Origin of the sequence: Dolichospermum compactum NIES-806 (assembly GCF_002368115.1) — a bacterium.
Lineage (GTDB): Bacteria > Cyanobacteriota > Cyanobacteriia > Cyanobacteriales > Nostocaceae > Dolichospermum > Dolichospermum compactum.
This window is the reverse complement of sequence record NZ_AP018316.1, coordinates 2,270,150-2,285,909: the sequence shown is the minus strand read 5'-3', so window position 1 is coordinate 2,285,909 and position 15,760 is coordinate 2,270,150. Positions and strand designations below refer to the sequence as shown.

Here is a 15,760-nt window from a genome sequence, read left to right as displayed (position 1 = left end):
GATATGCGGTTAATATTCCCTTTGCAGCAAATGTCAAATCTGATTATTGTGATTATTTTTGATTCAATTAATGGTCAATCAAGTGTTTATAAATCATTGTTATTTATGCTCAAAAATGTGAGCATAAATTAAGGGATTATCTGAAATAATCAATATTTAGTAAACGTTAATAACCACAGAATTGAAGTTGTTTATCTTGCATTAATGTAACTTAGGTAATTAACACTTGGTTGCCAAGTTGGCATTTTCTTGAAAGTCTTGTATTGCCAAATTTTTAGAGAAATCGTGAATCTTGTCGGTCTCTGATAAATGCTGTATTGGTATTGAGGGGATAAATTTTCTCTGGAGGCGAAATTATGAGCAAATTTTTGCTATTAGTGGATTGATAACGCTTCCGGGAGGGCATTTTTTGACTATGGTGATGGCGTTGACTAGTTCTTGTGCTTTCTTTGGAATTTTGTAATAGGTAGAAAATTACAAACGAACCGCTGGAACAGCAGAAGATGACTGCAATGATCAACCATAGAGGTAGGGGGTTACTAGGATCGGAAAATGTAGAAATGGTTGATTGTACAGGGATGTATGGAGTTTCTGCCTTTTCTACCTGTGGCACATAGCCAATATAAATCAGTTGATTATAGGCAATAATTACAACTCCTATCGGAATTAGTAACAAACTCAAAAACCAGATTACAGGATATTTTTTCAGTAGATTTACTATAATTTTTCCACTGTTTCGCTTTTTTTTTAACTCTTGTTCATTATTCATCACATTAATCACATAAATCATATTTATGACAAGAGGAAAAAGAAATATTTTCCCCTTTTAGAGTTCTCCAATTAAAAAAATATCCCAAAATTTCTTGTGGTGCGGGACGAAAAGCCCGCTAATAATACAAGGACGGGCAAGATGCCCATCCCACAAGATTGGATCATCTTTTTTGTGGAGTTCTCTTAACTAATCCGCTATCTCCTAGCCCTAATCCACCTAATTAATGGGAGAATGTCTGGCGATCGCTAGTTGAATTAACTGATGTACTAATTGGGCAAAGGGTATACCAGTATTAGCCCAGAGTTGGGGATACATACTTGTGGAGGTAAACCCTGGGAAAGTGTTAATTTCATTAATAAAAAGTTCTCCGGTAGTTTCTACATAGAAAAAGTCTACCCTGGATAAACCAGCCGCATCTACAGCCGCAAAGGCTTGTAAAGCCGTGTCTTGAATTTGCTGTGCCACCCTATCTGGTAAATTGGCGGGAATGAATAAATCCGCTTTCCCAGGGGTATATTTGGTTTCGTAATCGTAAAAATCACTATTAAAGGTAATTTCACCAACAACGGAGGCTTTGGGGTTGTCGTTACCTAAAACGGCACATTCGACTTCTCTGGCTACAACTCCGGCTTCGACAATAATTCGTCTATCATGGCTGGCAGCATTATCTAAAGCTGTTTCTAATTCTTGACGTGATCGCACTTTGGCAATTCCCACCGATGAACCCAGATTAGCAGGTTTGACAAAACAAGGATAGCCCAATGTGGCTTCAATTTCATCACACAGCTTGGGAAATACGCAAGCATTTGACCAAACTTGCGCCCTCGTCACAGCAATATATTTTACTTGAGGTAATCCCGCTTGGGCAAAAGCCATTTTCATGGCAATTTTATCCATTCCCACTGCTGAACCCAAGACTCCAGAACCCACAAAGGGAACTTGCATCAAAGTTAGTAACCCTTGAATTGTGCCATCTTCGCCATTAGGACCGTGAAGCACGGGAAACCAGAGATCAACTTCTTGAGTTTCTGGGGGAAATTGCCATAAATTAGGGGTTATGGAGGAGATTTCGAGGGGAACACCAGATGCTAAAACCTGTTGTGCAGTAACTCCTGCTTGCCAACTGCCATTCTTTTGAATGTAGAAAGGTAAAACTTCGTATTTATGAGCATTTTCTTCTAAACTGAGGGCATGAGCGATCGCCCGCGCCGAAATTATTGAAACCTCATGTTCTCCAGAACGTCCACCAAACAGCAAACCCACCCGTAGCTTAGTCATTTTCTTCTCTATCTCCACAAATCCGCAATTTCCATTATCACTAAAAAAAGGGAACAGGTAATTGGTAATTGGTGAAAACGATTTCTTCTTTCTTCCTCCTGATAGCGCAGCGTGGCGTTAGCCATACTCCTGACTCCTACCTTTTACAAAAAATCCATGTTCACCAAAAAATGTGTTACCCTAGTACAGTTGTCTAAAATCCGCACATCTGGGAATTCGGGTGTTTCTTAAAACTGAGAAATACACCTAGATGGAGGTTTAACCCGAATAGGAGTAAAAAAATATGCCAGTAGTTTCCTTGGCTCAAATGATGGAGTCAGGAGTTCACTTTGGTCACCAGACCAGACGTTGGAACCCCAAAATGGCCCCTTATATCTACACCTCACGAAATGGTGTACATATTATTGACTTGGTGCAAACAGCCCAGTTAATGGATAACGCGTATAACTATATGCGAACTCAATCAGAGCAAGGTAAAAAATTCCTGTTTGTTGGCACTAAGCGCCAAGCAGCCGGAATTATTGCCCAAGAAGCCCTCCGTTGCGGTTCTCACTACATTAACCAACGTTGGTTGGGTGGAATGCTCACCAACTGGGCAACCATTAAAACCAGAGCCGAGCGTCTCAAAGATTTAGAACGGAGAGAAGAAAGCGGCGCACTGGATTTATTACCAAAGAAAGAAGCCTCCATGCTGCGTCGGGAAATGACGAAGCTACAAAAATATTTGGGCGGCATTAAAAACATGAGGAAAGTTCCCGATATCGTGGTTATTGTTGACCAGAAGCGGGAATATAACGCAGTTCAAGAATGCGAAAAATTGGGGATTCCCATTGTATCCATGTTGGATACCAACTGTGACCCAGACGTTGTAGATATTCCGATCCCAGCCAACGACGACGCAATCAGATCCATTAAGCTAATTGTCGGTAAATTAGCAGATGCTATCTATGAAGGTCGTCACGGTCAGCTAGAAGCGGAAGAAGACTACGATGATTACGCTGACGAAGACTACGAATATGATGAAAGTGATAGCACTGAGTCAGAAGAAGAAGCATAAGCATCTATGATCGGGATTAAGGCATACCAAAGAATAAATTAGCCAATTTTTTAGTAGCAAATAAGTAGGGGTTTAGCATTGCGCTTTACCCCTAAATCTATACTAAAGATTGGGGTTTTTTTTGATTGGAAGTCCCTTAAATGATTTTCAAATGAGTCCTGATCGTCTGATAATCTTGAATAATATTTGTATCTGTCAAGTTAAGAATTGAGGCAATATGGCGGAAATATCTGCAAAACTCGTCCAAGAGCTACGCCAAAAAACCGGTGCTGGCATGATGGACTGCAAAAAGGCACTGAAGGAAAATGAAGGTAATGTCGAGGCAGCCACAACTTGGCTGCGGCAAAAAGGTATTGCTAAAGCTGATAAAGGAAGCGCTCGCATTGCCGCAGAAGGTCTAGTAGAGACTTACATTCAGCCCGGTGGTCAGGTAGGTGTACTCATAGAGGTAAACTGCCAAACAGACTTTGTTGCCCGCAATGAAGCTTTCAAATCCTTAGTTAAGAACCTGGCAAAACAAGCTGCAAATGCTGATAGTGTTGAGTCTTTATTGTCTCAACCCTATATTGAAAAGTCCGGCGTTACTGTTGATGAATTTATCAAGGAAACTATTGCTACCCTTGGTGAAAATATTCAAGTTCGGCGCTTTGTGAATTTCTCTCTTACCACTGACACACCAGGAATAGCAGATAGCTACATTCATACTGGTGGTCGAGTTGGTGTATTATTGGAATTAAATTCTCAAACTGCTGCACCTGCTACCCAGGAAGAGTTCCAAAACTTGGCACGGAACGCCGCCATGCAAGTGGCCGCTTGTCCTAATGTCGAGTACGTTAGTATAGATAAAATTCCAGCCGAAGTTGTCACCAAAGAAAAAGACATCGAAATGGGTAAGGACGACTTGGGTAATAAGCCAGAGAACATCAAAGAAAAGATTGTTCAAGGCAGAATTGAGAAACGTCTCAAAGAAATGACTTTACTAGATCAACCTTTTATCCGTGATCAAAGTATTTCGGTGGAAGACTTGGTGAAGCAAGTAAAATCCATTGTTGGCGAAGAAATTAAAGTTAGTCGCTTTGTGCGTTATGTACTCGGTGAAGGTATCGAAAAGAAAGAAATGAGCTTTGCTGATGAAGTTGCTGCCCAAATTGGTGCTAAGTAATTTTGTTTTTAGTCAGTGGTTAGTGGTCAGTGGTCAGTTGTTAAGAATATGTATTTAATAATTGGCTGCTGATTATGGACTTTTACCTTTGACTAATAACTCTATGTATTTACAGGTCACGTACAACACGCTGGCCTGTATTTTATTTAAATGATGATGATTTATTGAAAATTCCGTATATTTGGACTATAGAAGCCAACTGACAACTAACAAACTTAAACTTATGGCTAGAGCAATTGAACGGATAGAAAAAGATATTACTGACTTAAAAGAGGCGATTAGTGGGATCGCTCACGAACTCAATTTAGCTTATGCTAGATATATAAATATACTCGGATCAGCCTTACAAAAGCAATTGATTTTAGCTAGTTATTACCTGTGTACCCAGGGATATCCTGATGAATTTTTGAACTTATCACTAAATCAAAGGCAAAAATTACAACAAGGCATTCGTAAATTCAGTCAACAAGCTGCTAAAGAATTAATTAGTTATATTCAACCCCCAGAAGTTACCCAAACAGAAGCAGTTATAGAAACTGAAGAACAAGAGAACATTGAAGCAGAAAATGAAGAGAACGAAGAAAATGAAGAAAACGAACAACAACCTAAAGCCTTAGATCCTTCTAATCCCATAGAACTAGTTGAATGGCAACAAGATTTAGAAGAAGTAATTCAAGAAACTTTGAAAAAAGTCTCACAAGCAGCTAATATTTTAATCCAAAAAACCGGAGTTCTCCCCAAAAAACTACCAGAACCAATTTTAGTCGCAGCCACCGCTGCTGCTGCTTCCTCAGAGGGTTCTAGTAATATGATACCTAGCCCTCCTAATCTATTAAACTTAGTGATAGAAATTAGTGATGAGGAAGATTCAGAAGATTCTAGTCTGACTCAGATTATGGCTATTCACTTACGACTAGGAGAAATAGAATTTGCTGAAGCGACACTATTGGCAGAGCGCAAAGGAATTCGTAATATTTTAATGCAATTGAATAAACTAGGACGAGAATATCAAAAAAGGCAACGAGAACTTAAAATTGCTGAAGCCGAAGCCGCCTGGCGTGCCAGTTGGTTTGAGGATTAGTAACCAATGACTAATAACTAATAACCAATGACTAATGACCAATGACTAATGAAATACCCGATTGGATAAGATTACATAAAGCCTTAGCATTTGAAGCCGAAAAAGGCTTTATAGATTTAGTAGGTAAGCAATATCGCTTTAGTGAATTTCTGTGTTTGACTTTTGGTAACTTCCCAACTGCCTTACCACCAAAAGAAAGACTCCCCTGGCATCAAGTAGGAATGCAATTTGCTAATTATCCAAATTTAACATTACCCGAAAGACAACATTTGATAGCAGAAGTCAGAAGATATCTTAATCAACTTCAGCAAGAACTAGAAACAGAAGAAGCCAAAACAAATTACGAATCTAAAAATCAACATCCCACCACGCCAATTGTTGCCGAAATTAGTAAAAAATTAGCACCAACACTGGATAAAAAACTTAGAGATTTACCAGAAATTGGCATTAGAAAATCTGATAGTTTAGCGCGGTTGGATTTACATACTGTTCGTGATTTACTGTTTTATTATCCTCGTGATCATATTGATTATGCCCGTCAGGTGAATATTAGTGAATTAGAAGGAGGGGAAACAGTAACTATCATAGCGACAGTCAAAAGATTTAATTTTTTTACCAGTCCTAAAAATAAAAAATTATCAATTTTAGAATTAATTTTAAAAGACAATACCGGACAAATTAAAGTTACCCGTTTTTACGCAGGGGCGCGTTTTAGTAGTCGTGGTTGGCAAGAAAGTTTAAAACGCAACTATCCTGTAGGTAGTATGTTGGCAGCTTGTGGATTAGTCAAAGGTGGTAAATATGGTTTAACTTTGGATAATCCAGAATTAGAAGTTTTGGCAAATCCAGGAGATCCTATTGATTCTGTAACTATTGGGCGAGTTGTCCCTATTTATGCCTTAACTGAAGGAGTAATGGCTAATACAGTCAGACAGGCTGTAATGACAGCTTTAACAGCAGCAGTGAATTTAAAAGATCCTTTACCTAAAGGTTTGCGAGAAAAATATGCTTTGATGGAATTGAAAGAGGCAATTCCGAATATTCATTTTCCTAAAGATAGTGACTCTTTAAAAATTGCCCGTCGTCGGTTAGTATTTGATGAATTTTTCTACTTACAACTTGGCTTACTGCAACGACAAAAAAAAGCGCGAGAAATTCAAACCAGTGCCATACTTGCACCCACAGGCAAATTATTAGAACAATTTGACGAAATTCTCCCTTTTCAACTGACCGGCGCACAACAGAGAGTTGTAAATGAAATTCTCACCGATTTACAAAAACCTGTTGCTATGAATCGCTTAGTTCAAGGTGATGTTGGTTCAGGGAAAACTGTTGTTGCTGTTATTGCTATTTTGGCAGCAATTCAATCAGGTTATCAAGCGGCATTAATGGCACCTACTGAAGTATTAGCAGAACAACATTATCGTAAATTAGTAAGTTGGTTTAATCTCCTGCATTTACCAGTTGAATTATTAACAGGTTCGACAAAAGTAGCCAAAAGGCGAGAAATTCATGCTCAGTTAGAAACAGGTGAATTACCTTTATTAGTAGGAACACACGCCTTAATTCAAGATAAAGTTAATTTTCAACGTTTGGGTTTAGTAGTAATAGATGAACAGCATCGGTTTGGGGTAGAACAAAGGGCAAAGTTACAGCAAAAAGGCGAACAACCTCATGTTTTAACGATGACAGCAACTCCTATTCCCCGCACTTTAGCATTAACTGTACATGGGGATTTAGATGTTAGTCAAATTGATGAATTACCACCGGGAAGACAACAAATTAAAACGACGATGTTAAGTGGACAACAACGTCCCCAAGCTTACGATTTAATCCGGCGAGAAGTTGTCCAAGGTAGACAAGTTTATATAGTTTTACCATTGGTAGAAGAATCGGAAAAACTAGATTTGCGTTCGGCTGTAGATGAACATCAGAAGTTACAAGAAAGTGTGTTTCCTGATTTTCAAGTTGGGTTATTGCATGGACGCATGACTTCAGCAGAAAAAGAAGAAGCAATTAATAAATTTCGTGATAATGAAACTCAAATTATTGTTTCTACCACTGTAATTGAGGTGGGTGTGGATGTGCCTAATGCCACAGTTATGCTAATTGAACACGCGGAAAGATTCGGTTTATCACAATTGCACCAATTGCGGGGACGAGTGGGACGGGGTGCAGCACAATCTTATTGTTTACTGATGAGTAGTACCCGAAATCCTGATGCACAAAAACGGTTGAAGGTGTTAGAACAGTCCCAAGATGGTTTTTTCATCTCAGAAATGGATATGCGGTTTCGCGGTCCTGGGGAGGTGATGGGAACTCGTCAATCTGGTGTAGCAGATTTTACTTTAGCTAGTTTGGTGGAAGATGAGGACATTTTGCTGTTAGCGCGACAAGCAGCAGAAAAAGTGATTGATATGGATGCAAGTTTAGCGCGTTGGCCATTAATGCAGGATGAGTTAAGGTATAGGTATGAGCGGTTAATGGGTGGCGCGATTTTGACGTAATTGTCTTAGAGGATGTTTTATAAATCCTTGATCATTATTTTCCTATTGATTAATACAGTAAGTAATTGGACAAAAATATTTACAGTCATTGCGAGGGAAGGGAAGCAATCACAACCCTGGCGATTGCTTCATTTCACTTCGTTTCATTCCCAATGACATTGTGTAATTAATTCTGTCTCACTACTTATTAATTATATTTGGGGAATGTCAACTTGTGTCCTTTCGGCTATTTTATAAGCTAATTTTTGAAAATCTTCATGAACATTTCTCACTACCTTAGTATGAGCGCCAATAGCACCATCAGCAGGTTTTAAGTAAAACATCGGTTTATGAGCTTCTTGAGCCATTGGCATCAAACTTTGGTAGTTTTTAAGTAAGGCTAAACAATTGGGATCATTTTCGATAGAAATTATATTTTCACCAGGCTGATCTAAAACATCTTCTCTATAAACTGTGGGGATACGAGCAATCCAACGTTCATAAGCTTTAACTGGACGATCTAATCTAACTGAGTGCTGTAAAACAATATAACCAACAGGTTGCATTGTTCCTTGGGGAAGTTGTAAATCCTTTGCTAAACTTTTTTTACCTGAAGAATTTGTTTTGGATAACCTTTCTTGCCACTCTGCACGCCAAGTTCTTAATGTGGGTCCAAGGTTACGCAAGCCTTGGAGAGAAAATAAATCTGGTGCAAGGGGAACAACAACATAGTCAGCAGCAATTAAGGCTGCACGATTTATTGCTCCTAAATTGGGTCCCAAATCCATCAATATTACATTTGCTTGGTGTTTAACGGCTGTTTGTTGGAGAATCCTCCAGAAAGCAGAAATTACGCGGAAAGCCCTTTCTTGCCCACCTCCACCAAGACAATTAGGCCACTGTGCTGAAAGCTCATCTTCAAAACCAGAAAGAGCTAAATCTCCAACTAAAAGAGCTAAGTTTTCAGATTCTGGGATATATTCTAAATGTGGATTATCAATATCACCAATACCTTTTAATAATGGTTGTACACAATCAAAGACAGTTGTTGGTTCACTATTTCCTAACCAAATTTGTTCCAAGCGTTCCTCATCTAAAAAAGCAGTAGTAAGGTTAGCTTGGGGGTCTAGATCAGCAGCAACTACTCGCAATCCTAAGTCTTGATACATCCAGGCCAAGTGATAGACTAAGGAAGTTTTACCAACTCCTCCCTTGTTATTAAAGAAAGCAATAATCTTTGCATTCATGATTTTTTCTTCAGTGTTACCAAAACATGGGCATCTTCCACAGTAAATTCCAGAGGGGGATTACCATTTTTTAGAAGTTGCTGACGAGCAAGTTCAATTCCTAAACCAAATCTCTGCACATAACCAAGATTTTTCATTGCTTCAGCCAGGTGAGGATTGCGATAGTCAGTTATCCCTGGTTGACCAAAATTTTGCCGATTTACCTGACCAAAAGGTCCACCAGGATTTTGAATTTCGATGCGATCATTAAACCAGGTAATTCTGACTGGTGCATTTGTCCCTTCATAGGTACGGTGCATCACTGCATTTCTTCCTAATTGTTGTAAGGCAACTATGGGATAATCAGGTTGTTGTAACTCAATTGGTTGGGCTGTAATATCAGTAGCAACAGATATATTAACTTGAAAAATTTCGTCGAGCATCCGCAACAAATCTGGAAGCGCACCACCAATTTCTTTTTGATCTTTAATTGGATCAGTTAACTCAGTACCACCAATACGAAGAAATTGAATATAGGCACAGGGAACGAATTGTCTAGGGTCATTACCAATAACTAATACACCCAAAATAGTTGGTTTAGATAACGCATCAATTGTGGCAAACCGCATTGATTTGAGTTGTTGTTCAACTGAACGTTGATTTTCTTGCAAAACATCATTTGCTAAAGATGAGGGTAAATAAACTCGACGAAAAATTTCTAAATCGAGATCATTTAAACTTGCTGATGTTAAAGGTCTTAAATCAAAAGGTAAATCTTTGGAACGTCTTTTTTCAGCTAAACGACGTTCTTCTTCTGCTGTTGCAGTAGCTCTGCGGGGGCCTACTCTAATCCAAACTCGTCCCTTAAAACGTACAGGAGGAGCATCCGATGGTTCGACAATTACAACTGCCAGTTCACATCCGCCAATATTGCGTTTTTGGACAATCGTTGATGGAAAAGGTAAAATGTTGCCATCATCCCGCATACCTGAAACTGTCAGCAGAAGTTTATCATCTATGGTCAGGTTTGCACAAGTTCCATTATCATTAACCCCAATAAATAAAACTCCTGATTTTTGATGATTGGGTAAATCGTTAGCAAATGCACAAATTGCTTCACAAAGTTTACCTCTATCGGATATTGAAGCCTTACGTTCCACTCGATCTGATTCCATATTATTTAGGAGAATTTCTAACTCCTGATCATTCATTGAGTTTCTCCTTATTCATAACTCGTTACTTTTTTATTGTGCATTAATATTCTAGCCTCACGTCTTATTTTTTTCTTTTTTTGGGTCTTTGCATGAGAAAAAATCACCCCACCGCTGGATATTGTGCCAATACCTGCTGTAAATATTGACCAGTATAAGAACGGGGATTTTTCGCCACTTCTTCTGGTGTTCCTGCCGCAATCATTTCTCCACCTTTATCTCCACCTTCTGGTCCTAAATCTATGACCCAATCGGAACAACGAATCACATCTAAATTATGTTCAATGACTAAAATGGAATTGCCTTTATCTACTAATCTTTGGAGAACATCTAATAATTTATGAACATCATAAAAAGATAATCCTGTGGTTGGTTCATCTATTAAATAAAGTGTTTTTCCTGTGGCACGTCGAGATAATTCTGTGGCTAATTTCACCCGTTGGGCTTCTCCACCGGATAAGGTTGTGGCTGGTTGTCCTAATTGCACATAACCCAAACCAACATCAAATAATGTTTGTAATCTCGTTACGGCTTTGGGAATGTTTTGACAAAAATCTAATGCTTCTTCAACTGTCATATTCAAAACATCGGAAATTGATTTATCTTTATATTTAACTTGGAGAGTTTCGCGGTTATATCTCGCACCTTTGCAAATTTCACATTGCACATAAACATCAGGTAAAAAGTTCATTTCGATGACATTTACACCTTGTCCACTACAAGCTTCGCATCGTCCACCTTTGACATTAAAAGAAAATTGTCCAGGTTTGTATCCTCTGGTTTTGGCTTCTGTGGTTTGGGAAAAAACATCACGAATAATATCGAAAACTCCTGTATAGGTTGCGGGGTTGGAACGGGGAGTTCTACCTATGGGTGATTGGTCAATGACAATGGCTTTATCAACACAGTTTAAACCTTTGATTTCATCTATATCTTTGGGCAAAGGAGCTTTTTTGAGGAGATGATGTTGTAGGGATGGATAAAGTAATTCGTTAATTAAGGTAGATTTTCCTGAACCGGAAACTCCTGTAACGGAAACAAGTTTTCCCAAGGGAATTTCTACATCTATATTTTGTAGGTTGTTGCGATGGGCATTTTTAATAGTTAAGGCGCGACCATTTCCTTCTCTTCTTTTGACTGGAGTATTGATGACTCTTCTTCCTGATAGGTAAGCACCAGTTAAAGACTCTTCTGCATTTAATAAATTCTCTAAACTGCCTTCGGAAATAATATTTCCGCCATGAATGCCGGCACCAGGACCAATATCAACTATATAGTTAGCGGCGCGGATAGTTTCTTCGTCATGTTCGACGACGATTAAGGTATTTCCTAAGTCGCGTAATTTGGTTAAGGTTTTGAGTAATCGTCCGTTATCTCGTTGATGTAAACCGATGCTGGGTTCGTCTAAAACGTAAAGAACTCCTGTTAGTCCTGAACCGATTTGTGTGGCTAATCGAATGCGTTGGGCTTCTCCACCTGATAATGTCATGGCGGGACGATCTAAGGTGAGGTAATCTAAGCCTACATCTAATAAAAATTGTAATCTGGCTTTAACTTCTCGGAGAACTAAATCGGCGATTTGGGTTTGGCGATCGCTCAATTTTAATTTTTCGATCCTCTCCCGACATTCTCGAATAGAAACACTGGTAAAATCTAAAATTCCATATTGTCCTAACTTCACAGCTAAGGCTTCGGGTTTTAATCTTTTCCCACCACAAACTTCGCAGGGTTGGTCAATTAAATATTCTTCCAACTTCTGTTTGACTAATTCTGTTCCCCCTTCATACTGTCTTTGTAAAATGGGAATAACACCTTTGAAACCCTGCTTTTTCTCTTCTGTATTTTTCTTGTTTTCTTCTCCATACAAAACAACTTTTTGCTGTTCGGGTGTTAACTTCCCCCATTGAGTTTGTAATTCAAAGCCATAATTTAAGCCGACAGCATACAGCAATTCCAAATAATATGAGTTTTCTTTTTCTGACCAAGGTGCGATCGCTGCATACATTGGCGAATCTGGATTAGGTACAACCAATTCCGGGGAAAATCTTCTTAAAGTCCCAATCCCATGACAATGAGGACAAGCACCATAAGGGGAATTAAAAGAAAACAATCGGGGGGATAATTCTTCCATTACCGCACCATGTTCGGGACAAGCAAAGTTTTCCGAAAATACCATTTCTTTGGGTAATTCTTGTTCTGAAATACCTTGATTTTCTGCCTCAGTTGCTATATACTTACTATCAGGTCGCTCCAGCGCTATTTTATCAAATGTATCTTTTAATACTTCAATTGTGACGATTCCGTTAGATTGCTTAAGACAAGTTGCCAGAGAATCTACCAAACGCTCTTGAATACCATCTTTTTTAACTAATCTATCAATAACCAGTTCTATAGTATGTGTGTTATTTTTATCTAACTCAATGGAATCAGATAGCTCTCGCACCTCTCCATTTACCCGAATGCGGACAAATCCTTGGGCGGCTAAACCAGAAATTAATTTGCGGTGAGTTCCCTTTTTTCCCCGGACTACAGGGGCTAAAATTTGGAAGCGGGTACGGTCGGGAAGTTCCATGATCCGATCGCACATCTGGTCAATGGTCTGAGGGGCAATAGAGCGATCGCAGATGGGACAATGGGGTTCACCAGCGCGACCGTATAACAACCGCAAATAATCATAAATTTCCGTCACCGTCCCCACCGTCGAACGGGGATTATGGGAAGTTGATTTTTGGTCAATGGAAATTGCCGGACTTAAACCTTCGATGGCTTCCACATCAGGTTTATCCAACTGTCCCAAAAATTGCCGAGCATAGGCACTGAGGGATTCTACGTAACGGCGTTGACCTTCGGCAAAAATGGTATCAAACGCCAAAGAAGACTTACCCGAACCGGAAACGCCAGTAAAGACAATTAAGCGATCGCGGGGCAATTCCAAATCAATATTTTTCAGATTATGCTGCCTAGCGCCCCGAATGCGGATAGTATTCTGGCTATTGTGAGCGTTTGGAAGCACATCGTTTAAAGAAGCAGCTAGATTTTCTGACATATTGACAGGCTAAGGAAAGGTTACACAGTGAAACAATCCTTAATAATACTATCTTTACTCAGGTTATAGTAAAGTATCAATCATCTTAATTTTCTAACCAGGATATCACTTTATATTTTCTTGATTTAGTAGATAATTAGAAAAAATCTTGCTGAGGATAGGGTTATGGTTTCACAAATCGCCGCACCAGCCCAGCTAGAGGTCATTTACCCAGATTGTGACGGACGACTGGTGGCAAATAACACAATTCAGTTTCCTATTCTTGTAGAAATTCAGCAAAACTGAGATTATCTGTTTGCTAATGCTCCAAATATATTTGTAGATGGAGATTTATTTTGGTATCCCGTCGAGGGCAAAATACATTAGTAGAGGAAGTACAAGCAATAATTTAAGAATATAATTATGACAGAAACAAACTATTTGCAACAAAATAATATTAATTCAGAATATGAGGAAGATATAGATATTGAAGAGGAAGAGGAAGAAGAAGAACCAACTCTTTCTCAAGGATTTGATCCGACTTGCATTAGTATGGGAACTAATATCATGACCGTACAGCAAATTCTGGACAGATTAAATAATCATCGAATGATCACACCTGAATTTCAACGAAAAGAAGGTATTTGGACTAGAACTGCAAAAAGTCGGTTAATTGAATCTCTTTTATTGCAAATTCCTTTACCTGCTTTTTATATTGATGCAACTAATGATGATCAATGGTTAGTCATAGATGGAATCCAAAGAATAACAACATTTAAGGAATTTGTCACTGATCAAAGTTTTAATCTGAATGGATTAGATTTTTTCACTGATTTACATGGTAAAAAATATCAGGAACTTACACCTCGTTGGAAAAGAAGAATTAAAGAAACAAAACTAACAGTATATTTACTTTTAAGAGGAACATCACCCGAAATTACTTTTAATATATTTAAACGGATTAATCAAGGAGGAACTGCACTTTCTGCTCAGGAAATGCGTTATGCTAAAAACTCTTCAAATAAAATCACAAATTTATTAAAAGAACTTGCTGAATCTCCAGAATTTAAAAAAACAACAGATAAGGGAATTAAAGATAAAAGGATGATTGACCAAGAATGTATTTTAAAAGTTTTATCTTTAATGACGAGTAATATAGATAACCTGGATTTTAAAGATTATGATTATTTTTTAGATAAAAAAATGACTGAAATGAATCAAATGGATGATTCTGAAATAGAGAACATTAAACAAAGATTTTTGTTAATCATGAATCTTGCTTATGATTTATTTGATAAACAAGCATTTAGAAAACCAAAACTATCTACCATAAAAAGATATCCTATTAATAAAGCATTATTGGAAGCATGGTCAATCAATCTTGCTAAATTAGATGATCAGGAAATCAATATTGTTAAACAAAGAAAAGAAGATTTATATGAAGTTTTATTAAAAGAGCAAGAAGATGGTAAATTTGATGGTATTTTATATAAAAGTGCTGGAGATGCTAACAGCGTCAAAGAACGATTTAAACATATTCAAGAAATTATTCAAAGTATATTATCATGATCAAAAAATTACATTTAAAAAACTTCAAAGCATTTGCAGATGAAAATTTTGATTTTAAACCTCTTACCTTAATTTCTGGTTTAAATAGTACAGGTAAATCTTCTATAATTCAATCATTAGTTTTATTACGCTATGCTTATATAACAGATTATTTACCTAATAATGGGATAAAACTTGATAATAAGATAGCTTATATAGGTACTGCTGAAGATGCTCTATATGAAAATGCGGAAGAAGAATTAATTAGCTTTGGAATTGCTTGGGAAAATGATCAGCAAACAATCTGGAATTTTGATTATGATTCTCCTAGTAGTAATGTGCTACCGATTGCATTAATAATTAATGATGCTCAAGTTAATCAATTTAATTTATTTAATGATGATTTTCACTATTTAGGTGCTGAAAGAATTACACCAGAGGAATCTTATCCTTTATCTGAAAATGATGTTGTTAAACATAGACAAATAGGTAAAAAAGGAGAATATACGGCACATTTTTTATATGAATTTGGTAATCAAGATATTCCCATTAGTGAATTAAGTCATCCTCGCAGCAAATCTCAAAGTTTAAAAGATCAAGTTGATGCTTGGATGGGAGAAATTAGTCCCAATATTAATATTAACATAAGACAAGTTGCCAATGCAATGACAATAAAATATTCTTTTGGAGTTAGTAAAGTTGGAGTTAGTAAAGAATATTCTCCTTTTAATGTAGGTTTTGGTGTCACTTATTCTTTACCCATTCTAACAGCAATTCTTTCCTCTAAACCAGGAACAATGATAATTATTGAGAATCCTGAATCTCATCTTCACCCTCAAGGACAATCACCAGAAATGTTGAATAGCGTAATAAAACTTTACATATTGAAATAAACTTAGCCTATAAGTGCTATT

The 15,760-nt window shown here is 37.7% G+C and carries 11 protein-coding genes; 6 read left to right on the top strand and 5 right to left on the bottom strand.

Annotation, left to right across the window (positions count from 1 at the left end; all coding sequences use genetic code 11):
* Positions 1 to 274: 274 nt before the first annotated feature.
* Both CA730_RS10925 and CA730_RS10920 read right to left on the bottom strand, forming a co-directional pair.
* Positions 275 to 769 carry a hypothetical protein gene (locus CA730_RS10925; RefSeq protein ID WP_157749953.1) on the bottom strand — a complete coding sequence of 165 codons (495 nt, stop codon included), beginning with the start codon at positions 767 to 769 and terminating at the stop codon, positions 275 to 277.
* 219 nt (positions 770 to 988) lie between these two features.
* On the bottom strand, positions 989 to 2,050 hold the full coding sequence (locus CA730_RS10920) for a D-alanine--D-alanine ligase family protein (protein ID WP_096667204.1): 1,062 nt from the start codon (positions 2,048 to 2,050) through the stop codon (positions 989 to 991).
* Between the two features lie 283 nt (positions 2,051 to 2,333).
* Between CA730_RS10920 and rpsB the strand changes: the two genes are divergently transcribed.
* From rpsB to recG, 4 genes are all read left to right on the top strand, one after another.
* Positions 2,334 to 3,107 carry a 30S ribosomal protein S2 gene (rpsB, locus tag CA730_RS10915; RefSeq protein ID WP_096667202.1) on the top strand — a complete coding sequence of 258 codons (774 nt, stop codon included), beginning with the start codon at positions 2,334 to 2,336 and terminating at the stop codon, positions 3,105 to 3,107.
* A 217-nt stretch (positions 3,108 to 3,324) separates the two neighbouring features.
* Positions 3,325 to 4,269 (top strand): translation elongation factor Ts, encoded by a 945-nt coding sequence (gene tsf / locus CA730_RS10910; protein WP_096667199.1) that lies wholly within the window; start codon positions 3,325 to 3,327, stop codon positions 4,267 to 4,269.
* A gap of 223 nt (positions 4,270 to 4,492) precedes the next feature.
* Positions 4,493 to 5,350 carry a hypothetical protein gene (locus CA730_RS10905; RefSeq protein WP_096667197.1) on the top strand — a complete coding sequence of 286 codons (858 nt, stop codon included), beginning with the start codon at positions 4,493 to 4,495 and terminating at the stop codon, positions 5,348 to 5,350.
* 41 nt (positions 5,351 to 5,391) lie between these two features.
* Complete coding sequence (gene recG / locus CA730_RS10900) at positions 5,392 to 7,857, top strand: ATP-dependent DNA helicase RecG (protein WP_096667195.1); 2,466 nt, start codon at positions 5,392 to 5,394, stop codon at positions 7,855 to 7,857.
* 191 nt (positions 7,858 to 8,048) lie between these two features.
* On the opposite strand, the gene CA730_RS10890 is transcribed toward recG, so the two are convergent.
* The 3 genes from CA730_RS10890 to uvrA form a co-directional block, all read right to left on the bottom strand.
* Positions 8,049 to 9,083, bottom strand: a complete 1,035-nt coding sequence (locus CA730_RS10890; protein WP_096667193.1) for a ParA family protein — start codon at positions 9,081 to 9,083, stop codon at positions 8,049 to 8,051.
* On the bottom strand, positions 9,080 to 10,273 hold the full coding sequence (locus CA730_RS10885; RefSeq protein ID WP_096667191.1) for an ATP-binding protein: 1,194 nt from the start codon (positions 10,271 to 10,273) through the stop codon (positions 9,080 to 9,082). Before CA730_RS10885 ends, CA730_RS10890 begins: the two co-directional genes overlap by 4 nt.
* A 103-nt stretch (positions 10,274 to 10,376) precedes the next feature.
* Positions 10,377 to 13,319, bottom strand: a complete 2,943-nt coding sequence (uvrA, locus tag CA730_RS10880; RefSeq protein ID WP_096667189.1) for an excinuclease ABC subunit UvrA — start codon at positions 13,317 to 13,319, stop codon at positions 10,377 to 10,379.
* A gap of 402 nt (positions 13,320 to 13,721) precedes the next feature.
* On the opposite strand from uvrA, the gene CA730_RS10870 reads away from it, so the two are divergent.
* Both CA730_RS10870 and CA730_RS10865 read left to right on the top strand, forming a co-directional pair.
* On the top strand, positions 13,722 to 14,867 hold the full coding sequence (locus CA730_RS10870; protein ID WP_096667187.1) for a DUF262 domain-containing protein: 1,146 nt from the start codon (positions 13,722 to 13,724) through the stop codon (positions 14,865 to 14,867).
* Entirely contained in the window at positions 14,864 to 15,739 is an 876-nt protein-coding gene (locus tag CA730_RS10865) for an AAA family ATPase (RefSeq protein WP_096667185.1), read from the top strand. Before CA730_RS10870 ends, CA730_RS10865 begins: the two co-directional genes overlap by 4 nt.
* The last annotated feature ends 21 nt before the right edge of the window (positions 15,740 to 15,760 follow it).

Coding starts and splice junctions, on each gene's coding strand:
- rpsB (WP_096667202.1), top strand. CDS start 2,334: ATGCCAGTAGTTTCCTTGGCTCAAATGATGGAGTCAGGAGTTCACTTT.
- CA730_RS10920 (WP_096667204.1), bottom strand. CDS start 2,050: ATGACTAAGCTACGGGTGGGTTTGCTGTTTGGTGGACGTTCTGGAGAA.
- tsf (WP_096667199.1), top strand. CDS start 3,325: ATGGCGGAAATATCTGCAAAACTCGTCCAAGAGCTACGCCAAAAAACC.
- recG (WP_096667195.1), top strand. CDS start 5,392: ATGACTAATGAAATACCCGATTGGATAAGATTACATAAAGCCTTAGCA.
- CA730_RS10890 (WP_096667193.1), bottom strand. CDS start 9,083: ATGAATGCAAAGATTATTGCTTTCTTTAATAACAAGGGAGGAGTTGGT.
- CA730_RS10870 (WP_096667187.1), top strand. CDS start 13,722: ATGACAGAAACAAACTATTTGCAACAAAATAATATTAATTCAGAATAT.
- CA730_RS10925 (WP_157749953.1), bottom strand. CDS start 769: ATGAATAATGAACAAGAGTTAAAAAAAAAGCGAAACAGTGGAAAAATT.
- CA730_RS10905 (WP_096667197.1), top strand. CDS start 4,493: ATGGCTAGAGCAATTGAACGGATAGAAAAAGATATTACTGACTTAAAA.
- uvrA (WP_096667189.1), bottom strand. CDS start 13,319: ATGTCAGAAAATCTAGCTGCTTCTTTAAACGATGTGCTTCCAAACGCT.
- CA730_RS10865 (WP_096667185.1), top strand. CDS start 14,864: ATGATCAAAAAATTACATTTAAAAAACTTCAAAGCATTTGCAGATGAA.
- CA730_RS10885 (WP_096667191.1), bottom strand. CDS start 10,273: ATGAATGATCAGGAGTTAGAAATTCTCCTAAATAATATGGAATCAGAT.